This window comes from Spongiibacter thalassae (assembly GCF_012272835.1).
In the GTDB taxonomy this organism is placed as follows: domain Bacteria; phylum Pseudomonadota; class Gammaproteobacteria; order Pseudomonadales; family Spongiibacteraceae; genus Spongiibacter; species Spongiibacter thalassae.
In genome coordinates this window covers 572,695-598,488 of sequence record NZ_JAAWWK010000001.1, presented here as the reverse complement: position 1 = coordinate 598,488, position 25,794 = coordinate 572,695, and the positions used below count along the sequence as shown (strand labels likewise).

Annotated in this window: 21 protein-coding genes; 9 read left to right on the top strand and 12 right to left on the bottom strand. The window is 58.8% G+C overall.

Annotated features, from left to right (window positions below):
* Window positions 1-37 precede the first annotated feature (37 nt).
* The 4 genes from HCU74_RS02485 to HCU74_RS02470 all read right to left on the bottom strand — a co-directional run bounded on the left by HCU74_RS02485 (window position 38) and on the right by HCU74_RS02470 (window position 3,670).
* Window positions 38-1,849 carry a DEAD/DEAH box helicase gene (locus HCU74_RS02485; RefSeq protein ID WP_168448806.1) on the bottom strand — a complete coding sequence of 604 codons (1,812 nt, stop codon included), beginning with the start codon at window positions 1,847-1,849 and terminating at the stop codon, window positions 38-40.
* 154 nt (window positions 1,850-2,003) lie between these two features.
* Window positions 2,004-2,621 (bottom strand): PAQR family membrane homeostasis protein TrhA, encoded by a 618-nt coding sequence (gene trhA, locus HCU74_RS02480; RefSeq protein ID WP_168448805.1) that lies wholly within the window; start codon window positions 2,619-2,621, stop codon window positions 2,004-2,006.
* 136 nt (window positions 2,622-2,757) lie between these two features.
* Window positions 2,758-3,072: a hypothetical protein gene (locus HCU74_RS02475; protein ID WP_168448804.1), complete on the bottom strand. Its 315-nt coding sequence runs from the start codon at window positions 3,070-3,072 to the stop codon at window positions 2,758-2,760.
* Between the two features lie 139 nt (window positions 3,073-3,211).
* On the bottom strand, window positions 3,212-3,670 hold the full coding sequence (locus HCU74_RS02470) for a MaoC family dehydratase (RefSeq protein ID WP_168448803.1): 459 nt from the start codon (window positions 3,668-3,670) through the stop codon (window positions 3,212-3,214).
* A gap of 161 nt (window positions 3,671-3,831) precedes the next feature.
* Between HCU74_RS02470 and cls the strand changes: the two genes are divergently transcribed.
* The 7 genes from cls to glpE all read left to right on the top strand — a co-directional run bounded on the left by cls (window position 3,832) and on the right by glpE (window position 13,820).
* Window positions 3,832-5,304: a cardiolipin synthase gene (cls, locus tag HCU74_RS02465; protein ID WP_168448802.1), complete on the top strand. Its 1,473-nt coding sequence runs from the start codon at window positions 3,832-3,834 to the stop codon at window positions 5,302-5,304.
* Between the two features lie 9 nt (window positions 5,305-5,313).
* Window positions 5,314-5,922 (top strand): paraquat-inducible protein A, encoded by a 609-nt coding sequence (locus HCU74_RS02460; protein ID WP_246864440.1) that lies wholly within the window; start codon window positions 5,314-5,316, stop codon window positions 5,920-5,922.
* Window positions 5,919-6,536: a paraquat-inducible protein A gene (locus HCU74_RS02455; protein WP_168448800.1), complete on the top strand. Its 618-nt coding sequence runs from the start codon at window positions 5,919-5,921 to the stop codon at window positions 6,534-6,536. Before HCU74_RS02460 ends, HCU74_RS02455 begins: the two co-directional genes overlap by 4 nt.
* Window positions 6,529-8,823, top strand: coding sequence for a PqiB family protein (locus HCU74_RS02450; protein WP_168448799.1), 2,295 nt, complete (start codon window positions 6,529-6,531; stop codon window positions 8,821-8,823). Before HCU74_RS02455 ends, HCU74_RS02450 begins: the two co-directional genes overlap by 8 nt.
* A gap of 183 nt (window positions 8,824-9,006) precedes the next feature.
* The gene (locus tag HCU74_RS02445; RefSeq protein ID WP_168448798.1) at window positions 9,007-10,233 is read left to right on the top strand and encodes an efflux RND transporter periplasmic adaptor subunit; all 1,227 of its coding nucleotides are present in this window, start codon (window positions 9,007-9,009) and stop codon (window positions 10,231-10,233) included.
* Window positions 10,230-13,370, top strand: a complete 3,141-nt coding sequence (locus HCU74_RS02440; protein ID WP_210425077.1) for an efflux RND transporter permease subunit — start codon at window positions 10,230-10,232, stop codon at window positions 13,368-13,370. Before HCU74_RS02445 ends, HCU74_RS02440 begins: the two co-directional genes overlap by 4 nt.
* A gap of 120 nt (window positions 13,371-13,490) precedes the next feature.
* A complete protein-coding gene (gene glpE, locus HCU74_RS02435; protein ID WP_168448797.1) occupies window positions 13,491-13,820 on the top strand; it encodes a thiosulfate sulfurtransferase GlpE in 330 nt (109 codons plus the stop codon).
* A 9-nt stretch (window positions 13,821-13,829) separates the two neighbouring features.
* On the opposite strand, the gene sppA is transcribed toward glpE, so the two are convergent.
* From sppA to arsC, 4 genes are read right to left on the bottom strand one after another with little or no spacing between them, the layout of a single operon-like run.
* Window positions 13,830-15,644: a signal peptide peptidase SppA gene (gene sppA, locus HCU74_RS02430; protein ID WP_168448796.1), complete on the bottom strand. Its 1,815-nt coding sequence runs from the start codon at window positions 15,642-15,644 to the stop codon at window positions 13,830-13,832.
* 48 nt (window positions 15,645-15,692) lie between these two features.
* On the bottom strand, window positions 15,693-16,040 hold the full coding sequence (locus tag HCU74_RS02425) for a DUF2069 domain-containing protein (protein WP_168448795.1): 348 nt from the start codon (window positions 16,038-16,040) through the stop codon (window positions 15,693-15,695).
* A gap of 49 nt (window positions 16,041-16,089) precedes the next feature.
* A complete protein-coding gene (gene wrbA, locus HCU74_RS02420; protein WP_168448794.1) occupies window positions 16,090-16,683 on the bottom strand; it encodes an NAD(P)H:quinone oxidoreductase in 594 nt (197 codons plus the stop codon).
* A 29-nt stretch (window positions 16,684-16,712) separates the two neighbouring features.
* The gene (arsC, locus tag HCU74_RS02415; protein WP_168448793.1) at window positions 16,713-17,069 is read right to left on the bottom strand and encodes an arsenate reductase (glutaredoxin); all 357 of its coding nucleotides are present in this window, start codon (window positions 17,067-17,069) and stop codon (window positions 16,713-16,715) included.
* 84 nt (window positions 17,070-17,153) lie between these two features.
* Between arsC and HCU74_RS02410 the strand changes: the two genes are divergently transcribed.
* Both HCU74_RS02410 and HCU74_RS02405 read left to right on the top strand, forming a co-directional pair.
* Window positions 17,154-17,594 carry a TlpA family protein disulfide reductase gene (locus HCU74_RS02410; RefSeq protein WP_168448792.1) on the top strand — a complete coding sequence of 147 codons (441 nt, stop codon included), beginning with the start codon at window positions 17,154-17,156 and terminating at the stop codon, window positions 17,592-17,594.
* Window positions 17,595-17,793: 199 nt separating this feature from the next.
* On the top strand, window positions 17,794-18,888 hold the full coding sequence (locus tag HCU74_RS02405) for an EAL domain-containing protein (RefSeq protein ID WP_168448791.1): 1,095 nt from the start codon (window positions 17,794-17,796) through the stop codon (window positions 18,886-18,888).
* 338 nt (window positions 18,889-19,226) lie between these two features.
* Here the strand turns inward: HCU74_RS02405 and HCU74_RS02400 are convergent, their stop codons facing one another.
* The 4 genes from HCU74_RS02400 to HCU74_RS02385 all read right to left on the bottom strand — a co-directional run bounded on the left by HCU74_RS02400 (window position 19,227) and on the right by HCU74_RS02385 (window position 25,777).
* Window positions 19,227-19,442 carry a CPXCG motif-containing cysteine-rich protein gene (locus tag HCU74_RS02400; RefSeq protein WP_168448790.1) on the bottom strand — a complete coding sequence of 72 codons (216 nt, stop codon included), beginning with the start codon at window positions 19,440-19,442 and terminating at the stop codon, window positions 19,227-19,229.
* 117 nt (window positions 19,443-19,559) lie between these two features.
* A complete protein-coding gene (gene atzF, locus HCU74_RS02395) occupies window positions 19,560-21,410 on the bottom strand; it encodes an allophanate hydrolase (RefSeq protein ID WP_168448789.1) in 1,851 nt (616 codons plus the stop codon).
* Window positions 21,411-25,040: an urea carboxylase gene (gene uca, locus HCU74_RS02390; RefSeq protein ID WP_168448788.1), complete on the bottom strand. Its 3,630-nt coding sequence runs from the start codon at window positions 25,038-25,040 to the stop codon at window positions 21,411-21,413.
* 95 nt (window positions 25,041-25,135) lie between these two features.
* Window positions 25,136-25,777, bottom strand: a complete 642-nt coding sequence (locus HCU74_RS02385) for an urea amidolyase associated protein UAAP2 (protein WP_168448787.1) — start codon at window positions 25,775-25,777, stop codon at window positions 25,136-25,138.
* Window positions 25,778-25,794 lie beyond the last annotated feature (17 nt).

Below are 25,794 nucleotides of genomic sequence, written 5' to 3'. Positions count from 1 at the left end.
TGCCGGAAGCCCCCGCGAACAGCCACAGGTGTCGTTATCAGGAGGTTTTAGGCGACGATGTCTTGGTTATCTTCCGCTTACTGACCAACTTATCCTTATCGCCTTTGCGGTGTCGTTTTTTTTCGTCTCCAGCAGTTTTGCGCGGCTTGCGACGGGGAATTTCCGGAAGTTCGCCACTGAATCGGCTCATATTCAGCATTTGCCCAGCCACACGTGGCGCTTGCAGGGCTTTTACCACCTCGTCGGGCATTTGTGCTGGCAGGTCGACGGTACTGAAGTCGTCGAACAGCTGAATGCGGCCGATACTCTCGCTGTCGATACCGCCTTCATTGGCAATGGCACCGACAATATTGCCCACACCGACGCCGTGTTTGCGCCCCACTTCGACCCGGAAGCGTTCCATACCACCCTCTGGGCCAGCTCCGCGAGGAGGTCGTCGGGCACCATCACGGCTGTCTTTACGCTCGCTCGGCTCGCGGCGAGCCGGCGAAATTTTCGTTGCCGATAGCTCTTTGGTCAGGTGCAGGTCCTTGTCACCCTGGGCCAGACGCGCCAGGGCAGCGGCGGCATCCAGCAAGTCGATTTCGTGTTTGCTGCAATAACCTTCGAGCAAGTCCCGGTAAAGCTCGCGCTCCCGTCCCGCGTCGAGACTGGCCTGGAATTTTTCCAGAAACCGTTTGGTACGCAATTCGTTGATTTCGGCAGTGCCAGGCAAGGCCATTTCTTCGATGCCCTGGCGAGTCGCGCGTTCAATCGCCTGCAGCATACGGCGTTCACGGGGCGCTACAAACAGGATCGCATCACCGCTGCGACCGGCGCGGCCGGTGCGGCCAATGCGGTGGACATAGGCCTCGGTGTCGTAGGGGATATCGTAGTTAATCACGTGACTGATGCGGTCGACATCCAGTCCCCGTGCCACAACATCGGTGGCTACCAGAATATCCAGACGAGAGGATTTCAACAGTTCCACTGTGCGTTCACGCTGGGCCTGGGCGATGTCGCCGTGCAGCTCAGCCGCGGCAAAGCCACGGGCCTGGAGCTTTTCTGCCAATTCGTTACTGGCCAGTTTGGTGCGCACGAAAACAATCATGCCATCGTAGGGTTCGGCCTCGAGAATCCGGCACAGGGCATCGAATTTGCTCGCCCCACGGGCCAACCAGAAACGCTGGCGAATACTCACCGCCGTCGTGGTTTTGGTCTTGATGGTGACGTGTTCCGGGTCGTTCAGGTAGGTATTCGCGATACGTCGAACAGGGGCCGGCATTGTCGCCGAAAACAGTGCGATCTGGCGGGTTGACGGGGTCTGGGCAAGAATCCACTCAACGTCGTCGATAAAGCCCATGCGCAACATTTCATCGGCTTCGTCCAACACCAGGTGCTTGAGACCCTCGAGTTTCAGCGTGCCACGGCGAATATGATCCATCACTCGACCCGGAGTCCCTACAACAACCTGCACCCCCCGTTTCAGCCCATCCAGCTGTTCGCGGTAGCCCTGGCCACCGTAGATGGACATCACCTTGAGGCCGCCGATATGTTTGGCGTAGCTTTGGATCGCTTCGGCGACCTGAATCGCCAGCTCCCGGGTCGGCGCCAGCACAAGGGCCTGAGTCTGGCGACTGGAAGTGTCAAGCAGAGACAGCAGCGGCAATGCGAAAGCCGCCGTTTTACCAGTACCGGTCTGTGCCTGACCGAGGACATCGCGGCCTTGCAGCAGCAGCGGAATAGTCGCGGCCTGGATGGCCGAGGGACGTTCGTAACCCAGCTCCGACACAGCAGTTTCTACTGCCGGGGCGAGGCCAAGTTCGTTAAAAGTAGGAAGATCCGCGTCAGCGGGTACAGAATTCGTCATACAATGAGCCTGATCTGGTGGTCGAGGGTGACGCGCGGCTAAATTCGGCGTCAGACGAACACAATACCGGCGGGGGCCAAATTATACGCTAATAAGCCACAAATTGCGCGGCTAAATATGGCAACAAACCGGTATTTATGCTCAGCATGCACCGTTAAAACACGTAAAGGTAGATACACAAAAAGTGGCTGACACTGCCCGCCAGCACAAACAGGTGCCAGATTCCGTGGAAGTGGCGAACCTTTTTATCGAACACGTAAAATACCACGCCGCCGGTATAGGCCAGCCCACCGCCGAGCAACAGCTGCAGGCCCTCTGGCGGCAACGCCTCCGCCAGTGGCCGAATAACCAGTAACGACACCCAACCCATCAGCAGGTAAATCAGAATCGCCCACAGCCGGCGATTTGCCTTCGGTACCATTTCCAGCACCATACCCACTGCCGCCAGCGCCCAGATCAGGACAAACATCCAGGGGCCGTCGCCATGGCGCAAACTTTTCATCAAAAAGGGAGAGTATGTACCGGCGATCAGCAGGTATATCGCCAGGTGGTCGAGTTGACGAAACAGGGCTTTTACCGGGCCGCGACTGCTGTGGTACAGGGTGGAAAAACTGTACAGCGCCATCAAACTCAGCCCATACACCAGCACACTGAAGCGCACCCAGGGATCTCCCTGGGGCCATACCTGCAAGGTTAACAGCACCGCGCCAACGACCGCGGCAATTACACCCGCCAAATGACTGAAACCGTTAAACCGCTCCCCCCGGTACATACTGACTCCCGTTAAATAGCAGCGAATGCCGCGACGACAGACGCGCGACGATCGGGCCGCAAAAGCCCAATACCGATGATGAAGTACAGACAACAACGAAGGCTAAGGGTTTTCATCGAGCAGAAAGTGAGAAAGCTCAACCCACCAGATCAACAGGGGGCTTGCCCCGGGAGAGAGGACCGAGTACATCGAACAAGGCTTCAACATAGCGCGCATTATCGGTGGACACGGTTTTGCGGATGCAGACATCAACATCACGACCATCAGTAAGTCGAAGATGACAGAGTGTACTGTCGGCGGGAAGGCTGTCACCACGACGAAGATGCAGGCAACCACGCCAGCCGCCGTCTACCCCACCTTCCGTCAGGTAAATAGGCACCCGGTGTAACAATTCCTGACCATCAATCATTACATCACAGTGGGTCAGGTCCATCCGCCACTCCTCGGTCATCGATAAATATCCATATTTATACTGTCAGACAGGGAAATAATAACACAAAAGTGTCATATCACCCCGTAAAGCTTTAGACGGTATACTTATGAACACCAAGGCCATCATCAGTCTTGGCTATTATCGCCGGGGCGGCGCGCTATTCCGGGAAATAACGGCTGATGGTGTCCACCACACAGGCGGGGCGATCACCCCCCTCAATCTCGACGGTCACACGCACCACAGACTGCACGCCACCTTTCAGCTTTTCCGCCGACAGCAATTCACCACTGCCCCGCAGCCGCGACCCTACGGGCACCGGCGCAGGAAAGCGGATTCGATCACAGCCGACGTTTACCCCCATCGAAATACCCTGCACATCAATAATCTGTGGAAGGAACAGATTGACCAGAGACAGTGTCAGATAGCCGTGGGCAACGCAGGTGCCAAAGGGCCCGTTTGCCGAGCGCACCGGATCGACGTGAATCCACTGGTGGTCACCGGTGGCATCGGCGAACTGATTGATCCGGGTCTGATCGACCTCCAGCCAGTCGCTGTTGCCGAGGTGTTCGCCAACGGCGGTCAAAAGTTCGGCGGGAGAGGAAAAAACTCTGGTCATAAGCTGTACTCTGGTTTGTATCGACGCGTTGACGAATGACGTCTGTAGCGAGAATGTAGCACCGCGCACTATGCCTCCGGCATCGTCTGAGCGGGTGACAAACGCCGTGGTAGTAAAACCGTCACCTACACAAAAACAACAACACCGGGTATAACAACGCGATGGATATCCTGGCCCTGTCAAACGACATCATCACGTGGCTGGCGCGACATGCACAGATTATCGCGCCAGCCTTGGCCCTGCTGTTTGCCACCCTGGGCATACTGTCGGCTCTCGAAGCTATAATGAAAACCCGCACCGCCCAGGGCGCAGTAGCCTGGGCGATTGTGCTCATCACGGTGCCGCCGCTGTTCGTCCCCCTGTATTGGATTTTTGGCCGGCGCAAATTCCGCGGTTACGCCATCGCCAAGGGCGGCAGCACCCGTGAAATCGATCAGCTGATTACCTCCTTTGAAAACAACTACCGCGCCCACCAACTCTCCGCACAGAGCAACGAGAAACTGCTCAACAGCCTGAACAGTCTGTGTACCCTCCCCTTTTCCCGGGGCAACCAGGCACGTCTGTTGATTGACGGCGACGCCGCTTTCAGCGACATCTTCGATCACATCCGCCGCGCCCGGCATTACGTCCTGCTGGAGTTCTACATTGTCCGCGACGACGAAATCGGCCGCACCCTTGCCCAGCTTTTGATCGAAAAATGCCGTCAGGGTGTCGCTGTACACTTTCTCTACGACGAAATAGGCAGCCTCAAGCTGTCACGGGCCTACATCCAGAACCTGCGCCAGGCCGGCGTTGAAATCCACCCCTTTAACAGCACCAAGGGACTGGGTAATCGCCTGCAACTTAACTTTCGCAACCACCGCAAAATTGTCGTCTGTGACGGCCACTACTGCGTCATCGGCGGCATGAATATCGGCGACGAATACCGCCACCGCCACCGCCGTTTGAGCCCCTGGCGCGACACCGGCCTTGCCATTAACGGCCCAGCGGTGCAGGCGGTGCAGCTCGCCTTTGCCGAAGACTGGTACTGGGCCCGCGAGCAGGTGCTCACGTTGAACTGGAACGCCGTGGCCGCCGCCGAGAACACCCAGGACATCGCGATTATGAGCAGCGGCCCCGCCGACAGTGTCGAAACCTGTGCCCTCTACTTTCAAACCCTTATCCACCAGGCACGCCATAGATTGTGGATCGTCAGCCCCTACTTTGTGCCCGACCCGCCGATAGTGCAGGCCCTGCAACTGGCCGCCCTGCGCGGGGTTGATGTCCGCATCATGCTGCCTGAGCTGGTAGACAAACAGATCATCAAGCTCTCCTCCTACACCGCCATCAAGGAAAGCCTGCCCCACGGCGTACAGTTTTATTACTACCAACGAGGCTTCTTGCATCAGAAAGTGCTACTGGTAGATGATGATATCTCTGCGGTGGGCACCGCCAATCTCGACAACCGCTCACTGCGTCTTAACTTTGAAATCTGCGCCGTCATTCACGGCCAGCAATGCAATCAGGAAATTGCCCGTATGCTTGAAGGCGACTTCGCCCACTGCCGCCAACTGCTCCCCGTCGATGTCGCCAAATGGGGGCTGGGACGGCGACTGCTCAGTCGCTGCGCCTATCTGTTTGCCCCGCTGCAATAACCCTCTGTGATGCATCCCCTGAACTGCGCCTGCCCGGATTGCGACCTGCTGCTCAGTCTTCCAGCGGGCAGCTCCCGGCGACAGCGTTACTGCCCCCGCTGCAACGCCTCCCTCGGCAGTGGTCGGGGTAGTTTTCCGGCGCTGGCCAGCACCGCTCTGGCGGGACTGATTCTGTTTTTCCCCGCAGTTACACTACCGCTGATGCGCTTTACCCTCGCCGGCCAAAGCGATAACAACAGCGTCTGGGAGGGTATCGCAGACCTGTGGCAACAGGGCTTTCCCCTGCTGGCCGTCACCGTCATGGTCTGTTCCCTGCTGGCCCCGTTGGTACAGCTACTGGTCTGTTTCAGCATTGCCTGCTGTGTACAGCTGAGTCGCTTTCCAGCCTATTACCCAAGCCTGCTGAAAATCGCCAATACCGCCAAACACTGGAGTATGCTGGAGGTCTATGCCATCGGCATTCTGGTGGCCTACGTAAAGATGATGGGCGACGGCGACGTCACCATCCTCAGCGGCTGTTACTGCCTCGCCGCCGTCATGGTCTGCGCTATATTGAGTGAGCAATTATTCGACAACGATCACGCCTGGGCCGCGTGGCAGCAAGGCAAAGCGCCATGAACACACCACGGGCAATCGACGCCAATCTGGCCCGCTGCGAAAGCTGCGCCCAGCTTTGCAAACTGACCGACGGCGATCGGGGGCAGTGCCCGCGCTGTGGCAGTGCCGTAAGCCTGCGCTACCGGCACAGTCTGCAGCGCACTCTGGCCCTCTGTCTGGCGTCGATATTTTTGCTGATCCCCGCCAACACCCTGCCGATTATGACCGTCAACAACCTCGGCAACGGTCAGCCCGATACCATCATGTCCGGCGTGATCCGCTTGTGGCAGGCCGACCTGGCGGCCATCGCCGCCATTGTGTTTATTGCCAGCATTCTGGTACCCATACTCAAACTGTTGGCCCTCATACTATTGATGTGCGTGGTAAAAATGCGCCTGCGGCTCAGCAGCGACCAGTGCACACGACTCTACCGTTTCGTACACCTGATCGGCCGCTGGTCTATGCTGGACCTGTTTATGATCTCTATTCTGGTCAGTGTGGTCGGACTGGGGAATATCGCCAGCGTCGACGCTGGCCCCGGTGCCACCGCCTTTGCCGCCGTGGTCATTCTGACCATGCTGGCCGCCAACTGTTTTGACCCACGCTTGATCTGGGACCTGGAAGAAAATGACTAAGGACACTTACCCCCAAGCCGAGCAGCGCCGCAAAACCGGTCTTTCGGTGGTGTGGCTCCTGCCACTGATTGCCGCCGGCCTGGCCCTGTGGTTGCTGTACCAAAATATGCAAAGCAGCGGCCTGGTGGTCACCGTACATTTCGATGACGGCAGTGGTATCACCGCCGGTAAAACCCCGGTGGTCTATCAGGGTATTACCGTTGGCACGGTTAGCGAACTGGCACTGGATGACGACCTTGATGGCGTCATCGCCAAGGTCGAGCTGCAATTACAGATCGAACCCCTTATCCGCAAAGACACCCGCTTCTGGCTGGTCAAGCCGCAGATTTCCTTGTCCGGAGTATCCGGCCTCGACACCCTGGTCGCGGGCAATTACATCAGTTTTCAGCCCGGCGAAGGCGAGCCGGCCACCGAATTTCGCGCGCTGACCGAACCGCCTCCCTTTGCCGCGTCGGCACCCGGCCTGCCGCTGACGCTGAAGGCGGACACACTGGGGTCACTCACCGTTGGCGCACCCGTGTTGTTTCAGCAGATTGACGTTGGCGACGTTGAGGGCTACCAACTCACCGATGAGGGCGTCGAAATCGCCCTGCGCATTCAGCCCCGCTATCAACACCTGGTGAACCAGCACTCACGCTTCTGGAATGCCAGCGGCGTCAGGATCAACGCCGGACTTCAGGGCGTTGCCATCGAAACCGGCTCACTCGCCAGCGTAATCAGCGGCGGCGTGGCCTTTGACAGCCCCAGCGGTGGTGGCAAGGTCGACGCCGGTATGCAGTTCAAATTGTATGACAGCCGCGAGCGCGCCCGCGGTGGCCGCGATATTACCCTGCACTTTCCCAGCGCCGAAGGGCTCAGTATTGGCACTGAGCTGCGTCTGAATGGCATTGGCGTCGGCCGTATCGACGAACTGGCGTTTACCCGTGGCAACCCACTCAATGGCGTCGATGCCACCCTGCGCGTGTACGCCCCCTACGACCAGCATCTCAACGGCAATAGCGCCTTCTGGCTGGTATCTCCACAGATTTCCAGCCGTGGCGTCGAAGGTCTCGATACGCTGATTGGCGGCCCCTATATTGCCTGGCGGACCGACGGCGGGCCCGGCACCGACAAAGCCCATTACACCGCGCTGCGCGAGCCTCCGGAAAAGCGGATAGAAGCCCCCGGATTGCGGGTGGTTCTGCGCGCTGATGACCTGGGCTCGGTCAGCGTGGGCAGTAAAGTGTTGTTCAAGAAAATACCGGTTGGGGAAGTGGAAACCATCCACCTCCAACGGGACGGCGTCGATATCGGCGTCTTCATCCACGACCGCTACCGCCACCTGGTGGGAAAAGAGTCGCTGTTCTGGAACGCCAGCGGCGTCAGCATCAGCGGCGGGCTCGGTGGCCTGGACATCAAAACCGAATCGGTCACCAGCATTCTGTCCGGGGGTATTGCCTTCCACACCCCTGAAGTTCGGCATCCCAAGGCCGCATGGAATGGCCTGCGCTTTACCCTGCACAAAGACTACGACAGCACCTTTGCCGACAAGGGCCGGGAAATCAGCATTTACCTGTCCAGTGGCACCAGTATTAACAAAGGCACTGAAATCAAATACCAGGGCATTAAAGTCGGCGAAGTTATCGCGGTGGAACTGGACAGCAGCATGAAGGGCGTAATGGTCACCGCCCGACTCACTCCCTCTGCCAAATCGCTCGCCCGGGAAGGTAGTCGCTTCTGGGTGGTCAAGCCTCAATTGGGGCTGGTCGGCACCCGCAACCTGGAAACGCTGGTGACCGGTGCCTATATCAGCGTGTCCCCCGGCGCCGGCAAGCAAACCACCGCCTTCATCGGGCTGGATCACCCACCCCATTTACGCAAGCCCGACAGTGGCTTGAACCTGGTGCTGAGCGCCCCCAGCCGCGGTTCGATCAAGGAAGGCGTGAAAGTCTTTTACCGGGATATTCCCGTGGGCGAGGTGTTCGGTTACGAACTGGCGGAGGACGCCCAACGCACACTGATCCACGTCAATATTGAACCGCGCTACGCCACACTGGTGCGGCACAACAGCAAATTCTGGAACTCCAGCGGCATCGCGGTTAAATTCGGCCTGTTCAGCGGCACCACCATTCGCAGCAAGTCGGTGGAATCTCTGCTGGAGGGCGGTATTGCCTTTGCGACACCACCGGGCAAAAACGGACTGGCACCGCCGGCGGAATCGTCCCAGCACTTTCCGCTGCACAAGGAAGTCGAAAGTCACTGGCTGGAGTGGTCACCCCGTATCCCACTCACCGCCGTCGCGGACTGAAGCCTCACCCATCGCCCCGGCTCACACTGTTAAAGCCGGGGCTTTCCTTACAATCATCTTAACGATAATTCACACAGCAAGGCGCTGAAAGCCGATAGAATAGCTACACCACTCGCTGGGCGTCGGCTGTGACGGTCTTCGCTATACTTCCGACCGCGGGCTATAACTAGAAGAGACTCTATTTTGCCAAAGCTTCCCAAACAGGCCATTACAGCTTCAATCATTCTTTTCGCGGCCAGTCTGTGTGCACTTGCCCTGTTTCTGCTCAAGCCCAGCCCCGAGCATAAGGAAATACCCAAGACGATCATCGCCGTTGACACCGCCATTGCCGAACCTCAAACCCTGTCCATCAACGTCTACAGCCAGGGCACCGCACAAGCACGCACCAAAACGACACTGGCCGCTGAAGTGACCGGAAAAATCACCTGGATCTCCCCCGCCTTTGAAAGTGGCACAGAAGTCGAAGCGGGAGAGGAGCTGGTGCGAATTGACGACCGCAACTACCGTGCCGCGCTGAAACGGGCCGAATCCGCCGTGGCCAGCGCTCAAAGCAATCTGCTGCAAATGCAGGGGCAGGCTGCTGTCGCCCGCGACGATATGGCCCGCTATCCGCGCAAGCACACGACAGAAGAAGGGCGTGCCCTGGCGCTGAAACTGCCTCAACTCAATGAAGCCAAGGCCAGACTCGATGCCGCAGAAGCTGACCTTGCCCAGGCACAGACCGATCTCGAACGCACACGAATCCGGGCGCCCTACCGGGGCATCATTCGCTCACGCAGCGCCAACCCCGGACAGTTTGTGGCTACGGGCAATGCTCTGGGCGAAATATTCGCTATTGATGTTGCCGAAGTTCGCCTGCCCATTCCACTGGACCGCCTGCCCTATCTGGAACTCCCCAACAGCCAGCACCCTGACCGCCGCCCCGCTGTGACCCTGTCCAATGATCTGGGCCAACAGTGGTTCGGTCACATAGTTCGCAGTGAAGCCGCCCTGGACGAGCGCAGCCGCGTGCTCTTTGTCGTCGCTCAGGTTAGCAGTCCCTATCGAGCCGAGGACCACGGCGCCATCCTGCTGAATGGCAGCTTCGTCAAAGCGGAAATTCAGGGGCGCGCCATCGACAACCTCGTAGTCGTGCCGCGCCACGTTCTGCGCACTGGCAACCAGTTGTGGGTCATCGACAGCGACAACCGCCTCAGTAGCCGCAGGATTTCAGCGCTGCGTACCGAGGGTGACTACGTGTATATCGACGCCGGCATCGCACCGGGGGAGCGTATATGCCTGTCACCGGTGCCCAACGCCGCCGACGGCACAAGCATTCGGGTCAACAGCACCATCAGTACCGCCGAACTCTTGAGCACACCTGGCGCTGACACTCTGGCAGCCGCACCCGGCGAGCAGTCCGCGCCATGAATGAGATTAATACCCACCAAGGCATAATCCCCTGGTTCGCCCGCAATAGCGTCGCTGCCAACCTGCTGATGATCGTCATAATCTTCGTCGGCATTGGCTCGGCAATGACAATCCAGCGCGCCATGCAGCCCGACTTCGACATCAACGTTATCAGCATCGTCACCCCTTACCCCGGCGCCACCCCCGAGGAGGTGGAAGACGGCGTCATACTTAAAATTGAAGAGGCCCTGCAGGACATTGACGCCATCGAGCGCATCGAGGCCACCGCTGACCAGTCGCTGGGCACAGTGTCGGTGTATATCTTCGAGGGCGAAGACCTGATGGAAGCCCTCGACGAGGTAAAGAGCGCCGTTGAGGGAATTATCAGTTTCCCCCAGCAAGCCGAGCGCCCCATCGTCAAACGCGTCGAAGTCCAGAAGCACACCCTGTTTATCCAGCTGTCCGGGGATAAAGACCCGCACACCATGAAGGCACTGGCCGAACAGATCAAAGAGGAAATACTGCAGGATCCCGACATCGCCTATGTGCGCTTGACCGGCATCCGCGATGCCGAATTGAGCGTAGAAATCCCCGAATACCGGCTACTGGAATACGGGCTGACTCTCGCCGACGTCAGCGAGGCAATTCAGCGTTCGTCCCTGGACATTCCCGGCGGCACCATTAAAACCGCCAACGGCAATATCTCCCTGCGCACTCTTGGGCAGGCCCGTCGTCAGGCAGAATTCGAGAAAATTGTGCTGCGCAGCTTCCCCGACGGCACCCGTATCACCATTGGCGATATCGCCACCATTCGCGACGACTTTGTTGAAGAAGACCGCTTCTCCTTTTTTGACCGCCACCCCAGTGTCGGTGTGCAGGTGTTTACCGTGGGTAATCAGGACCTGATTACCGTTTCCGACGCCGCCCACCGCTATCTGGAAAAAAAGCAGCAGCACATGCCCGAAGGGGTCAAAGCCGACCTGTTCGCCGACGCCAGTTTTTACCTGCATGGCCGGCTGGATATGATGATCAGCAACCTGAGTATGGGGGCGCTGCTGGTCTTCGTGGTATTGGGCCTGTTTCTGAACATCAAGCTGGCCTTCTGGGTCATGGTGGGGCTACCCATCTGCTTTCTCGGCACCTTTGCCATGATGCCGGTGGTCGGCATCAACCTGAATATGCTCAGCCTGTTTGGCTTTATTCTGGTGCTGGGGATCGTCGTGGACGATGCCATAATCATCGGCGAAAGTGCCTACGCCGAAACGGAGAAACATGGCCACTCGCTGGACAGTGTTGTGCGCGGCACCCTGCGCGTTGCCACCCCGGCGACCTTCGGTGTACTCACAACGATCATGGCCTTCTCGCCCACTCTGTTCGCCAGCGGCCCCTTCGCCTCCTTTCCCGCCTCGGTAGGCTGGGTGGTCATTCTTTGCCTGGGATTTTCACTGGTCGAATCGAAATGGATTTTGCCCGCCCATCTGGCCCACAGCAAACCGGGTACAACCGGCCTGTGGCGACAGCTTGACCGCCTGCCTCGGCGAGCGAATCGCGTACTCAGTCACTTTGTCGAAAACCACTATCGTCCCTTTATTAAAAAGGCCATCGCCCAGCGCTACGTGACCGCCGCGAGCTTTGTCGGCATGTTGATATTGACCGCGGGACTGGTACTCGGCGGCATCGTCCATTTCGTCATGTTGCCGGATGTCCCCGGTGATTTTATTCAGGCAGACCTGGAAATGGTCGAGGGCACCCCGGAACACGAAACCCGCCGCGCCTACAAGCACCTGGAAGACACCCTGTACGACATTGATCGCGAATACACCGAAAGCGAAGCGGCCAAAGGACACCAAAATCGCCACCTGGTTGAACATATTGCCGCCTTTGGCTCCAGTGAGCGCAACGCCACCATCATGGTGGAGCTGACCAAAAACGAGAAACGCGACATCGACGGCGATGAAATCACCCGCCGTTGGCGCGAACGTGTTGGTGCGCTTCCCGGCGTTAAGACCCTGTCGATCAAAATGGCCATGGAGCAGGCCGGGCCAAGCATTTCCCTCAAGCTCACTACCGACCACCCCGACGACCTGCGGGCTGCGGCCAACGACCTCGCCGAAGCACTGGCACAATTTGACGGAGTGTACGACATCCGTAACGGCGCCAGCGCCATGCGCGATGAAATCGTCCTTGAAATCAAACCTGAAGCCCAATCGCTGGGACTGACTTCGGCCATGCTCGGCAGCCAGGTGCGCAACGCCTTTTACGGCGCGGAAGCACAGCGCGTGCAACGCGGCGACGAAGAAGTCAAAGTGATGGTGCGACTGCCACGGGGCGAGCGCGAATCCGTTGCTGACCTGCAAAACATGTACATCCGCTCGCCGGACAATACCTACGTTCCGCTGAGCAACGTGGCCGAGCTTACGGTGCAACCCGGCTATGCTCGCCTGGCCCGCATTGACGGCGAGCGGTCGATCAGTGTGGGAGCCTACGCTGACAAGGCCCGTATCGAGCCCGGCGCAGTGGTAAAAGACCTGCTTGAAAACACCGTACCGCGCCTGCAACAGCAATACCCTGGGCTGGAAGTGCGCAAAAGCGGCGAAAGCATGGAGTCTGAATCCATGTTTATCAGCTTGTTGGTGGGTTTTGCACTGGCCCTGTTTGGCATCTACGGCCTGCTGGCGGTGCCGCTAAGCTCCTACACCCAGCCACTGATTATTATGGGCGTCATTCCCTTTGGCATTATCGGTGCCGTTTTCGGCCATATGGTGCTCGGCCTGTCCTTCAGTATGATGTCATTTTTCGGCATCATCGCCCTGTCTGGCGTGGTGGTCAACGACAGTCTGATTATGGTCGACTTCATCAACAAGGCCATCGCCCGGGGCGTCGATATGGCCGATGCCGTCGTCGACGCCGGTTGTCAGCGCTTCCGCGCGATTCTGCTGACCTCGCTAACAACCTTCTTTGGCCTGCTCCCCATGCTACTGGAAAGCAGCCTGCAGGCTCAGTTTGTCATCCCGATGGCCGTCTCACTGGGCTTTGGCATTGTGTTCGCCACGGTAATCACCCTGATATTGATACCGTGTCTGTACTTCGTGCTGGATGACTTTCACAAGCTGCTGGGCGCACGCGGTCCGGTAGAGCGCCAGCTGGAAGCCGGCTGACACCGAGGCCATCGCTACAAGACAACAGCGGGGCCAGCACTGCCCCGCTGATATTAGCCCTTCAAACTACCCGCCCTTCGCGCTACGCTACGCCACCGCAACAATCACGCCGAGGTAGCGATGTCAGAGTTCCAACGTATTTCCATAGCCCAGGCCCACGAACTGATGGCCCAGGAGGGGTGTCAGGTCGCCGATATTCGCGACGAACAGTCTTTTAAACTGGGGCATATCGAGGGCGCAACACACCTCGACAACCATGTTTTACAGCAGTTTATTGAAGAGGCCGACCCGGACCAGCCACTGATTATCTACTGCTATCACGGCAATAGCAGCCAGAGCGCCGCCCAGTATTTTGTGGACAAGGATTTCACCCAGGTGTACAGCATGGACGGCGGCTTTGAGGAGTGGCGTCAACACTACCCGCAGGTAAGCGACGCCGAGTCGAGATAAACGGCGCTATCAGGGAGCGATACAGCCGGGGCACATGGCGTATACACCGCGTGGATCGTTCAGCGCCGGCAGCTGCCGTAACGCCGGCACAAAGGGTTTGAGCAGTTCGGCAATCGGCGCTGGCAATTGAACAGTAGCCAGCCCCGAATCCATCAGCCAGCGCATCAGCTCTTCTTCAGGTCGCAGGGGCAGGCGCAGAATCTGATAACGCGTGTCGTCGAGACCGGCCATGTCTGCCGCCGAGGCAACTGCCGCATCGAGTCCGCCCAGTTTATCTACCAGCCCTAACTGGTGGGCGTCCATACCGCTCCACACACGTCCTTCAGCCATTGGCAGCACCTGTTCAGGCAGCTTGCCCCGCCCCTCGGCGACGACCTGAATGAAGCGCTGGTAGCCATGCTCAATGCCGGTTTGCAGTGCCCGCTCCAACACCGGGTCGAGGGGGCGGTCCAGTCGAAGCTTGCCCGCGATATCGGTGGTCCCCAGACCGTCAGTGTGGATGCCCAGATGTTTCAGCGAATCCTCAAAGGTCGGGAACGCACCAAAAATCCCTATGGAACCGGTCAGGGTTGCCGGGCTGGCCCATATCTCGTCAGCTGACGCCGCTATCCAGTAACCCCCGGATGCCGCCATGCTGCTCATCGACACCACCAGCGGTTTACCCGCCTGCTGCAGAGCCTGCAATTCCGCCCGAATCACTTCAGAGGCAAAGGCCGAACCGCCACCGCTATCAATACGGAGCACCACCGCTTTCACCGCATCGTTCAACCGTGCCTGGCGCACCAGCCGCGCCATGCTGTCGCCGCCGATATTACCGGCTGGCTGCTCGCCGTCGACAATATTGCCGCTGGCCACAATCACACCGACCCCGGCGTCGAGCTGCGCCAGGCGCGGGCCGCGACGATAGCTGAGATAGTCGCGATAGTGCACCTGATTGAAATAACCGTCCTCGTCCCAGCCAACCACGTCGGCAATCATATTGCTCAACACCGGGCGGGTGACAATGCCGTCTACCAACCGGTAATCGAGCGCTGCCTGGGCCGCGTCGCCATTACTGCCAGCAAGTACCCGGTCAATGTGATTAATGAAGTAGTCGAAATCCTTGGGACTGATCTGGCGGCGCTCTACTACTTTATTGCGGTAAAGACTCCACAGCGGCTCCAGCCAGCCGCGATTGGCCTCCTCGGCCTCCGGCGACATATCGCTGCGAATAAAGGGTTCCAGCGCCGATTTGAAGCTGCCCACCTTGAACACATGCAGATTGATCTTGAGGTTTTCCAGGGTATCGCGAAAATAATTGCGCACCACCGAAAAGCCTTCCAGGGCAACACCGCCCATATTGTGTACCAGTACCTGATCTGCCTCGGTGGCCAATTGGTACTGATCCTGGCTGTAGTGGCCAGACATCGCGTAAATCGGCTTGCCGCTCTCGCGGAAATTTGCCAGCGCCTCGGACAACTCCAGGCCCTTGGCCAGGCCGATATACTCCAGGCGATCCAACAGCAGCAACATCATCTTGATATTGTCGTCGTCACGGGCCAGATTCACCGCATCGATCAAATCCCTGAGCAGGGTTTCCCGGGGAACGCCGCTGCCGCTCAGCTGAGTCAACGCATCCACCGCGGTAATCTGGTCCACCACCACCCCTTCCGGGGCCAGTACCAGCGCACCCGCGCGGGGCACTTCAACCTGAAAAGCGCTGTACAGGCTGAACCCCAGCATACCGACAAACACCAAAAACAGCAGATTCAGGGTCCACACTCGAATACCCGTAATCAGACCGCCCAATCGACTGAAAAAACCGCGCTTTTTCGCTTCGCTCATATCGTCCTCGTGGAAACCTCACCGAACCCGGTGACTACTGAGTGGGGATTACTCGGCCGCCGTGGCTGTGGCAGCTGGCAGGCGCGACCGCGCATACCAGCGGATAAAGATAGTGGCACTGCAGAACAGCAGCACAATCAGGGCCAGTTCAACATAATTCATCCAGATCGCCATCGGCGTCATTGCCTCGACCACCGCCAGCAGAAAATAGCCCAAACAGACAAAACACATCCACGCAATTCCGCGCAATTGATGCTTGAACACCGCCCCGGCGAAGATCAACAGGGGCAGTTCGCGCAGCACCCAAATCGTGACACTGGGCTGACGCCCCTCCTGGGCCCACACCCAGGTACTCAGCGTCAGGGAAAGCAAACACCCGATATACGACGCTTTCATGATCCATCCGCTAATTAGTGCTTTCTTTTCCAGTGTAGTCATTACGCTCTCAGTCTCGCAGCTTCAGCGCCAGACCAGCGAGTCGCCGCCCCTGGGCAACAGCCAGTTCCAGTTCATGTTTATCCAGTTCGCGGCCATCGGTACCCGCAACATGGGAAGCGCCGTAGGGTGTCCCCCCGGCAGTGGTCGTATTCAGAGCCGACTCGCTGTAGGGAAGGCCAGCAATCACCATACCGTGATGGAGCAGCGGTATCATCATTGTTAACAGCGTGCTTTCCTGACCACCGTGCATACTTGCGCTGGCGGTAAACACCGTGGCCGGCTTGCCGATCATGGCACCGCTCATCCACAGGGCCGAGGTACCATCAATAAAATACTTCATGGCCGCCGCCATATTGCCAAAGCGAGTCGGGCTACCGAGGGCCAGCCCCGCGCAGTCGCGCAGATCTTCCTCTGTCGCATACAGGTGGCCGTCGTCGGGAATATCGCTGGCGGTGGCTTCGCACACCGTCGATACCGCAGGAACCGTGCGCAGTCGCGCCTCGACGCCACCCTGCTCTACCCCCCGAGCAATGTTCTCTGCCAGCCGCCGGGTCGCCCCGTGGCGGCTGTAGTAAAGCACCAGTACATAGGGCTCAGACATCGTGTTCTCCCATCACCTCAAGCACGTTTTCAGGCGCCGAGCAGATCAAGAACGTTCTCCGGCGGGCGACCCAACACTGCGCGGTCACCGCAGATCACAATGGGTCGTTCAATCAGCTTGGGAGCTTCGCACATGGCTTGAATCAGCGCCTCGTCATCGAGGCTTTGGTCAGACAGGCCGCGCAACTTGTATTCTTCCTCACCTTTGCGCAACAATTGGCGCGCCGTCATCCCCAGCTTGTCCAGCAGACCGGCCAACTCATTGGCTGAGGGTGGCGTTTCAAGATACAGCACAACCTCGGGTTCAACACCGCGGTCTTGTAAAAGCTGCAGGGTCTGGCGGGATTTGGAACACCGGGGGTTGTGGTAAATAGTATAGGCAGACATGATTTCTCACTACGCAGTATGCAAATTTTCAGCGGCATTATACACAGCAGGAGCCCCTGCCAGCCACGAACCCGAGGTAAAGCCATGAAACTCCTCCGCCGGCTGGGGGCCGTGGCGCTCCTTATCGTCATCACCGCCTGCACTCGCAGCGACTTTCATACCCTGTCGGGCCAAAGCGGCCAGTTCGCCAGCGGCGATATTGTGCTTATCAATTACTGGGCAACCTGGTGTGGCCCTTGCCGCGAGGAAATTCCCGCACTCAATCGCATCGACAGCGAATACGGCCCCAACCGGGTGCTGGGAGTGAATTTCGACGGTTTGCAGGGCGAGGCCCTCAAAGCCGCCATCGCCGAAATGGGTATCGAGTTTGATAGCCTGCCCGTTGACCCCGCAGAAGCTCTGGGCCAACAGCGACCCCAGGTGCTGCCCACCACCCTGGTGATCGCCGCAGACGGCTCAGTCCAGCAAGTGCTCACTGGGCCGCAGACCTTTGAGGATTTCCAGCGAGCCTTTCACCAACGCTGACCGCCGGAGACAAAGGGGAATGGCTTTTGCTTACCAATACTTGCCAAAGGGAAGACATGGCGCACACGACTACCCATGCCACCCCGCGCCACAGCATGCTATAGTTCCAATAAGAAAAACCAAGGCTACCGTGAGCCTATAAAAAAGAGAAAGCTGATCTGCAAGGATCGCACAATTAGTTAATTTTAGAGCAGGGACAATGGGAATACGCTATTTTCTGGAAAGCGCGCAACGTCTGGAGGGTATCGCCTCCCGTATCGAGCTGCCGACTTTTCCCGTCAGTATTGGCCGCCATCACGACAGTGGTATCGCCATCGCGTCGGCAAAAATGTCCCGCAACCACGCCTCCATCGAGCTGATTGGCGAACAGTTGATTCTGCGGGATTTAAACAGCACCAACGGCACATTCGTCAATCACCAACGCGTGAGCGAGCCGACCCCGATCAAAGAACGGGACATTCTGCACTTTGCCAATATTGAATTCCGTCTGCGCACAATGGAAACCGTAGACGACGACACCGACGGCAGCTACACCTCCTTCGAAAGCGGCGAACTCTCCAACGAATTCTCCCTGCACAGCCAGGACCTGCTCGACATGATCGAGTTCAACATGGTGCTCGGCTTCAAGCAGCCCATCGTCCGCGGCGACGGCAGTCTCTATGCCTACGAGCTATTGGGTCGGGGCGACCACCCCTCGCTGGACACCAGCCCCTACGAAATTTTCCGCCTTGCCGCCGACATCAACAAGGAAGTCGAGCTTAGCGAGGCCCTGCGGGCCAAAGGCTTTGCCGAATCCGAGGCCGCCGGCCTGACCGTACCCCTGTTTTTTAATACTCACCCACTGGAAACCAAAGACCCCCAGCGCTTGCTGCAAAATCTCGAAACCCTGCGCAGTCGCCACCCCAGTCTCAACCTGGTCTTTGAAGTTCACGAAGCCGCCGTCACCAACCACACGGTTATGCGCGAAATCAACGCAGGTCTCGCCGCTATGGGTATCGGTCTGGCTTACGATGACTTCGGTGCGGGCCAGGCCCGGCTGCTGGAATTGATTGAAGTACCGCCGCAAATATTGAAATTTGATATCGGCCTGATTTCCGGTGTCGACGACACCAGCTCTCCCAAATCCAGAATGCTGTCATCACTCAATAACTTGGTGAAAGATATGGGCATCACTACCCTGGCAGAAGGAGTGGAAACCGCCGGAGAGGCCGCCGCCTGTATCGATATGGGTATCGACCTGTATCAGGGGTACCACTTTGGCCGCCCCGAGGCGATCGACCCCCGCCGGCGCTGACACCTCCTTCGCGGGCAGGGCCCGCTCCCACAGCACAGCACCTGCTACAACACCACTCCTGTAGGAGCTTGCCCTGCAAGCGAACTGCCCAACCTTGAAAACCCTTCGCGGGCAGGGCCCGCTCCCACAGCACAGCACCCGCTGCAACACCACTCCTGTAGGAGCTTGCCCTGCAAGCGAACCGTCCAACCTTGAAAACCCTTCGCGGGCTCGGCCCGCTCCCACAGCACAGCACCGGCTACAACACCTGTAGGAGCTTGCCCTGCAAGCGAACTGCCCAACCTCGGCAACCCTTCGCGGGCTCGGCCCGCTCCCCCAGTACAGCACCTGCTATAACATCACGCCTCATCTTCGCTGCGCAATTCGACGTAGATATCGAAATCTGCACTATCAAAACGATCGTCGCTGTTTAGCTGAACCACCACTACCATCGGCCGACAGCACACCTGGCAATCTTCGGTATAGGTTTGTTGAAACTCGGAGCAGTCGATCAGTAATTCGATCAGCTCGCCGCAATAGGGGCAATGTTCTTTAACGGTTTCAAGGTCATTCATATGGGGCACCTGCAGAGTGTCCTGGCCATTACCGTTAGCGGAGCACAAGACCGCCCCGCAGCGCCTCCCAAGCATAGAAGCTATATCCGCAATTTGCCACGGGCACGCGCCCCGGAATCACCCGGTTTTTGCGGCGAGATAGGCCCGCCAGCCGCCAAAGTGGCTGATATCCTCGGCCCCGGCCAAACCGGCCCCTTCGCAGATAAACCCACACACCTCGCGGCCATCGGCCAGACGCACCTTGCCAATGCCCAGCGGCGCGGGAATACCGGCCACAAAGCTGCCAAATTCCGCCATGGGCATCGACCAGACTTCCACCTCTATCGCGCGTCCCTCTCCTTCAGGGGCAACCACCATACCGGGGCGAAAGGGCGGCCCTCCAGCCAAAGCATAAAGCTGGTATTCCGGCGCGGAGTGGGTCGCGGCCTCCAGCCTTGCACCGCGCTCGGTCAACTGCCAGTTCAGCGGCTGTCCGGAAAGATGGGCACCACACACCACCACCGACACCCGCTGTAAAACAGCCGCCGGGGACTCAACCAGGGGCTGGTAGTCAGCCAGATGCTTGCCCAGTGGCAGCTGAAAAATCTGCTGCAGGCGATTGCCGATAGACAATAGCCAGCGGTCGCTAAAGGCCTCACCCACCAGAGTCAGACCAAAGGGCATTGCCATCCCGTTGTGGTCCGCAAACCCGGTAGGCACCGCCAACCCCGCCAGATCGAACAGGTTCATATAGTTGGTGTAATAGCCCAGATTGCTATTCAGCGTAATCGGGTCTGCCTCCAGCTCCGCAATGCTATAGGGGCGGCCTGCGGTCGGCGTCAGCAGAGCATCGACGCTATCCAGCACCTTTTGCGCCATCTGACGCAGGGCCTTGAGCCGGTACTGGGCGGTAAAGGCATCAATGGCACTGGGCGTGGCCCCACCACTGATTATCGCGCGGGTGACCTCGTGCATCTGCTCGGGGCGCTGCTCGATAATCGACCGGGTGGCGATATAGCGCTCGGTCACCCAGGGCCCTTCATAGAGCAGGCGCGCCGCTTCCACAAAGGCCGACATATCTACTTCGACCAGGGTAATCCCCGCCTCGGCAATGCGTTCAAGACTGGCTTTATAGGCGTCGGCGTAGCCACCGTGACCAAAGAACTCAAGCTGCTCGGGCGGCATCACACCAAGGGTTAAGCCCCCCTGCTGCTGACCGTAGTGCCGAGCGCGATTACTAAAGGGATTGGCGCGACTGTAGGCATCGCTGTCGTCCTGCCCTTCCGCCACCGCCAGAACCTCGTTGGCATCGTCGCAGTTCAACGCGAAGATGCTAATGCAATCCAATGACCGGCAGGCGGGCAGCATTCCCGTCGACGACAACAGACCAATACTTGGTTTCAGTCCCACCAGATTATTAAAGCAGGCGGGCACCCGCCCGGAACCTGCGGTGTCGGTGCCCAGAGAAAAACTCGCCAGCCCCAAAGCCACCGCCAACGACGACCCGGCGCTGGAGCCACCACTGACCATCTCCGGGTGAAAACTGTTTTTGCCCGGCCCCCAGGGCGAGCGCGTTCCCACCAACCCCGTCGCAAACTGATCGAGGTTGGTTTTTCCCACCGGAACAGCCCCGGCGGCAATCAGCTGTTTTACCACCGTCGCGCTGTTTTCCGGCGTATAAGCATAGGCCGGGCACGCCGCGGTGGTGGGAATACCCGCCAGATCAATATTGTCCTTGATCGCAAACGGCACGCCGTAGAGCGGCAGCGTTGCAGGGTCACGACCCACCAATGCATCGATGTAGGGCGCAACCTCCCTCTCGCTCAGCAGATGAATCCAGATATTGTGATCGCGCAATGCCTCGCTGCGCTGGCGAATGTCGGCCATGATCCGCCCCGCCAGAGCCGGGGCCTGCTCACCGGCAGCACTGTAGGCCTGACGCAAATCGCGCAGGGTGAAACTTGTGGGGTGGGTTAGCGGTGTACTCATTTATATTTCCTCCAGCGTTAGCAGAGTCTGACCGGCACTGACACGGCCCCCCTCCTTGACGATCAGGGTTTTTACGCGGCCGTCATGGGGCGCGGCGATGGCAATTTCCATCTTCATTGATTCCAGCAGTAACAGACTCTGCCCCGCTTTAACCTCCTCACCCGGCTGCACTTGCAGCTTCCACACACTGCCCGCCACCGAACTGTCGACCGGGCTTTCACTCTCGGCAAATTCGGTCACGATCTCTGAAGCCTGGACCTCCGGCGCTTCATAATGAAATTGCCCATCCCGATGCCAGCGCGCCAACTCCTCGGCAAAGGCGGTTTCGCGGCGTTGGGTATGCTCGGCGATATCCTCAGCGTGGGCCTCCACCAAAGACTGGTAGGCAGCAAGGGAAAATTCGCCGTCTTCAATGCGCAGGGGATATTTCCCCAAGGGGAAGTCCCTACGAATCTGTTCCAGCTCCTCGCTGCCCACCTCGAAGAATTTGATCTTGTCGAAAAAGCGCAGCAGATAAGGCTCGGTAAAGGCCTCGGTGCGGCGGTAGCGATTCCACATTTGCAGGGTACGCCCAACAAACTGATACCCCCCCGGCCCTTCCATGCCGTACACACAGAGATAGGAGCCACCGATTCCCACCGAGTTTTCCGCCGTCCAGGTGCGGGCAGGATTGTATTTGGTAGTGACCAGCCGGTGACGGGGATCGACCGGCGTCGCCACCGGCGCGCCCAGATACACGTCGCCCAGCCCCATCACCAGATAGTCCGCATCGAACACAATGCGCTTGACCTCGTCGATGCTGTCCAGCCCATTGATACGCCGTATAAATTCCAGATTACTCGGGCACCAGGGCGCGTTGGCCCGCACCGACTGCTGGTACTTTTCAATGGCCAGACGGCAGGCGGCGTCGTCCCAACTCAGCGGTAAATACACCGTTCGCGAGGGCACGCTCAGGCTGTCCAGGCGGCTGGCCAGCATTCGCTCAATGCTCGCCAATTGTCTGAGCAATTCCTTGAGCGGCAGCACCAGCGGGTTGTAATGCAATTGCAGGGAGCGAATGCCGGGCGTCATTTCCAGCACCCCCTCGATCGGGGCCTGCTGTAACTGCTGCATCAGCGCATGGGCGCGAAACCGCAAACGAATATCCAACTCCAGCGGCCCATACTCCACCAGTAAAAAATGGTCTCCCGCCACTCGATACACCACCTCGTCGCCCACGGTGTCGGCATCCAGGTGCTGCACAATGGGCGACGGCAACGAACGCAGCGGCTGCAAGGCAGGGCCCGGTGCCGCCAGCTCGCGCAGGGCCTGTAACTGGAATTTCTCCTCGGCCACCGCATCGGCCACACTCACCGGCACAAAGCGAATTTTATTACCGGCGCGCAACTGTCCCAACTTCCACAGGTCGGCGCTGATCACCGTGACCGGGCAGACAAAGCCCCCCAGCGACGGTCCATCCGGCCCGAGGATGACCGGCATATCGCCGGTAAAATCCACCGTACCAAAGGCGTAGGCATTGTCGTGAATATTCGACGGATGCATTCCCGCCTCGCCGCCGCTGTCTCTGGCCCACTCAGGCTTCGGGCCAATCAACCGCACCCCGGTGCGGCTGGAGTTGTAGTGCACCTCCCACTCAGCAGCAAAGAACGTTTCAATATCATTTTCGGTGAAAAAGTCCGGGGCACCGTGGGGGCCATAAATCACCCTCAGCTCCCAGGCCTCCTCAATTTTCGGCTTCAGGCAATTCGGCAATGCCGCCACTCGGGGCACCGCAGCAGTCAAGCGCAGCACGTCACCGGTACGCAGGGCGCGGCCGCTATGACCGCCGAACTGACCGAGGGTAAAGGTCGAGCGCGAACCCAGATATTCCGGGCACTGAATGCCCCCAGCGACTGCCAGGTAACTCCGCGCGCCCGACGCAATACGCCCCAGCGTCAACACCTGACCCGCCTGTACCGGGTGCACCTCCCACATCGCCAAGGGCTCGCCATCAAGGCTGATCGGTGTTTCTGCCCCGGTCACCACAATTGCCGTGGCGGCGCTGAATTTCAGGGTGGGTCCCTGCAGGGTAATTTCCAAGGCCGCCGCATCGTCGCTATTGCCGAGCAGACGATTGGCGAGACGGAAGGAGTAACTGTCGAAAGGCCCCGACGGCGGAACGCCCACATTCCAATAGCCCAGCCGCGCCGGGTAATCCTGAATGGTAGTTTGGGTGCCGCCCTGCAGCACATCCATTCGCAGGGGCTGCCAGGGCCAGGTTGCCAGATAGCGGGTGGTCACCTCTCCCGCTTTGACCACCTCGCTGTCGAGCAGACCGCGTAAGTAATCGAGGTTGGTTTCAATACCATAAATTTCGCACTCATCCACCGCCTCTGCCAGTCCGGCTATGGCGCTGTCGCGATCGTCGCCATGAAACAGAATCTTGGCCAGCATCGGATCGAAATAGGGAGACACTTCCAGGCCACTGTCCAGCCAGTGCTCAATACGCAGGCCCGTGCCCCTGCTCCTATTAGTGTCGGTCCCCGACAAAGTCCCCTCGGCAGGAAAAGCGACCTTGCTCAGCAGGCCAGCGCTGGGCTGAAAATTCAGATAGGGGTCTTCGGCATAGACCCGCAGTTGCAGGGCGTGACCCCGTGGCGCAAGTCCGGCCCGCAGCTCCACCAGCGGTGGCAGTTCGCCGCAGGCCTGTTGCAGCATCCACTCGACCAGATCCACACACCAGACCATCTCGGTCACGCCGTGCTCAACCTGTAAGCGGGTATTCACTTCAAGAAAGTAAAACTCGCCGGTGTCCTGATCGTAGATATATTCCACCGTTCCGGCATTGCGATACTGCACCGCCGCCAGCAGGTTTTCCGACAGGGTATGTAAGCGCGCACGAACCTCATCATCGAGATTCGGCGCGGGGCATTCTTCAATCACCTTCTGGTTGCGGCGCTGGGCACTGCAATCCCGCTCACCCAGAGCCAGCACACCACCAGCACCGTCGCCGAATACCTGCACTTCAATATGACGCGCGCGGGCGATGTATTTTTCAAGGAAAATACCGTCGTCGGCGAAATTGCTCTGTCCCAGCTGCCTGACCTTATCAAAGGCCGCACACAACTCCTCATCACTGGCGCACACCTGCATACCAATACCGCCACCACCAGCGGTGCTTTTCAGCATCACCGGGTAACCTATATCAGCGGCGACACTCCGCGCCTGCTCCAGGTCGTTAAGCAAGCCGGAACCCGGTGGCAGGGGCAGCCCCTGTGCGGCGGCAAGGTCCCGGGCGCGGTGCTTGAGGCCAAAGCTTTCCATATGCTCGGCGGTGGGGCCGATAAAGGTAATACCCGCCTTGTCGCAGGCGCGTACAAACTCGGCGTTTTCACTGAGAAAACCGTAGCCGGGGTGAATTGCCTCGGCGCCGCAGCTCCGGGCAATCTCCAGTATCCGCGCCGCGTTCAAATAGGTGTCTGCCGCGCCGCCCTCACCCAGGCTATAGGCCTCGTCGGCCTGGCGTACATGCAGGCTGCGGGCATCGGCCTCGGCGTAGACCGCCACTGCGGTCACACCCAATTGATGCAAGGTACGAATAATCCGGGTGGCAATGGCCCCGCGATTGGCTATCAAAACTTTGTTGTACATGGTGGTCCGTTAGCGGGCCGTCCCGCCGGGCATACGACAGTGGTCGTCCACTGAAGAGTTGGTCCAAATTCCAGCGTGTTCTGTTCTGCTTGGCGCTAGGCTTCCCATACCAGAAATTCAATCGGGGTCGGGTTGTAGGCATTGCAGGGGTTGTTGAGCTGGGGGCAGTTTGAAATCAGTACCAGCACATCCATCTCGGCGCGCAGCTCAACATATTTGCCGGCACCGGAAATCCCATCGGCAAAGGTCAGCCCTCCCGCCTCGGTAACCGGTACATTCATAAAGAAATTAATATTGTGGGTAATGTCGCGCTTGCTCAGGGCGAACTCGGGACGCTCGGCAATCGCCAGCATCCAACTGTCCCGGCAGGCGTGCATACAGCGCTTTTCCAGATCGTAGCGCACGGTGTTGCTCTCGGTGGCGCAGGCCCCGCCCAGGGTGTCGTGACGACCGCAGGTATCGGCAACAATTTCCAGCATCGGCCGGTTGTCGTTACTGCGCAGCACCGAACCCGCAGTTAAATACACATTGCCCTGCTCGCGAATGGTGTCGGTGGCGCTGTAGCGTTCGCCGGGGTTGTCGGCATTGAAGAACAGCGTATCCGCCGCCTGATTGCCCTCCAGATCGAGAATGCGAAAGTATTGCCCCGCATTGACCTTGCCCAGGTAGTAATCCCCCGCAGCCACCACTTCCCGCAGCGCCGCCTCTTCGGGGCGGCGTGAACTTTCAATAATCATAGTGCTCTCCCAAATGC

Coding starts and splice junctions, on each gene's coding strand:
- HCU74_RS02485 (WP_168448806.1), bottom strand. CDS start 1,849: ATGACGAATTCTGTACCCGCTGACGCGGATCTTCCTACTTTTAACGAA.
- trhA (WP_168448805.1), bottom strand. CDS start 2,621: ATGTACCGGGGGGAGCGGTTTAACGGTTTCAGTCATTTGGCGGGTGTA.
- HCU74_RS02475 (WP_168448804.1), bottom strand. CDS start 3,072: ATGACCGAGGAGTGGCGGATGGACCTGACCCACTGTGATGTAATGATT.
- HCU74_RS02470 (WP_168448803.1), bottom strand. CDS start 3,670: ATGACCAGAGTTTTTTCCTCTCCCGCCGAACTTTTGACCGCCGTTGGC.
- cls (WP_168448802.1), top strand. CDS start 3,832: ATGGATATCCTGGCCCTGTCAAACGACATCATCACGTGGCTGGCGCGA.
- HCU74_RS02460 (WP_246864440.1), top strand. CDS start 5,314: ATGCATCCCCTGAACTGCGCCTGCCCGGATTGCGACCTGCTGCTCAGT.
- HCU74_RS02455 (WP_168448800.1), top strand. CDS start 5,919: ATGAACACACCACGGGCAATCGACGCCAATCTGGCCCGCTGCGAAAGC.
- HCU74_RS02450 (WP_168448799.1), top strand. CDS start 6,529: ATGACTAAGGACACTTACCCCCAAGCCGAGCAGCGCCGCAAAACCGGT.
- HCU74_RS02440 (WP_210425077.1), top strand. CDS start 10,230: ATGAATGAGATTAATACCCACCAAGGCATAATCCCCTGGTTCGCCCGC.
- glpE (WP_168448797.1), top strand. CDS start 13,491: ATGTCAGAGTTCCAACGTATTTCCATAGCCCAGGCCCACGAACTGATG.
- sppA (WP_168448796.1), bottom strand. CDS start 15,644: ATGAGCGAAGCGAAAAAGCGCGGTTTTTTCAGTCGATTGGGCGGTCTG.
- HCU74_RS02425 (WP_168448795.1), bottom strand. CDS start 16,040: ATGAAAGCGTCGTATATCGGGTGTTTGCTTTCCCTGACGCTGAGTACC.
- wrbA (WP_168448794.1), bottom strand. CDS start 16,683: ATGTCTGAGCCCTATGTACTGGTGCTTTACTACAGCCGCCACGGGGCG.
- arsC (WP_168448793.1), bottom strand. CDS start 17,069: ATGTCTGCCTATACTATTTACCACAACCCCCGGTGTTCCAAATCCCGC.
- HCU74_RS02410 (WP_168448792.1), top strand. CDS start 17,154: ATGAAACTCCTCCGCCGGCTGGGGGCCGTGGCGCTCCTTATCGTCATC.
- HCU74_RS02405 (WP_168448791.1), top strand. CDS start 17,794: ATGGGAATACGCTATTTTCTGGAAAGCGCGCAACGTCTGGAGGGTATC.
- HCU74_RS02400 (WP_168448790.1), bottom strand. CDS start 19,442: ATGAATGACCTTGAAACCGTTAAAGAACATTGCCCCTATTGCGGCGAG.
- atzF (WP_168448789.1), bottom strand. CDS start 21,410: ATGAGTACACCGCTAACCCACCCCACAAGTTTCACCCTGCGCGATTTG.
- uca (WP_168448788.1), bottom strand. CDS start 25,040: ATGTACAACAAAGTTTTGATAGCCAATCGCGGGGCCATTGCCACCCGG.
- HCU74_RS02385 (WP_168448787.1), bottom strand. CDS start 25,777: ATGATTATTGAAAGTTCACGCCGCCCCGAAGAGGCGGCGCTGCGGGAA.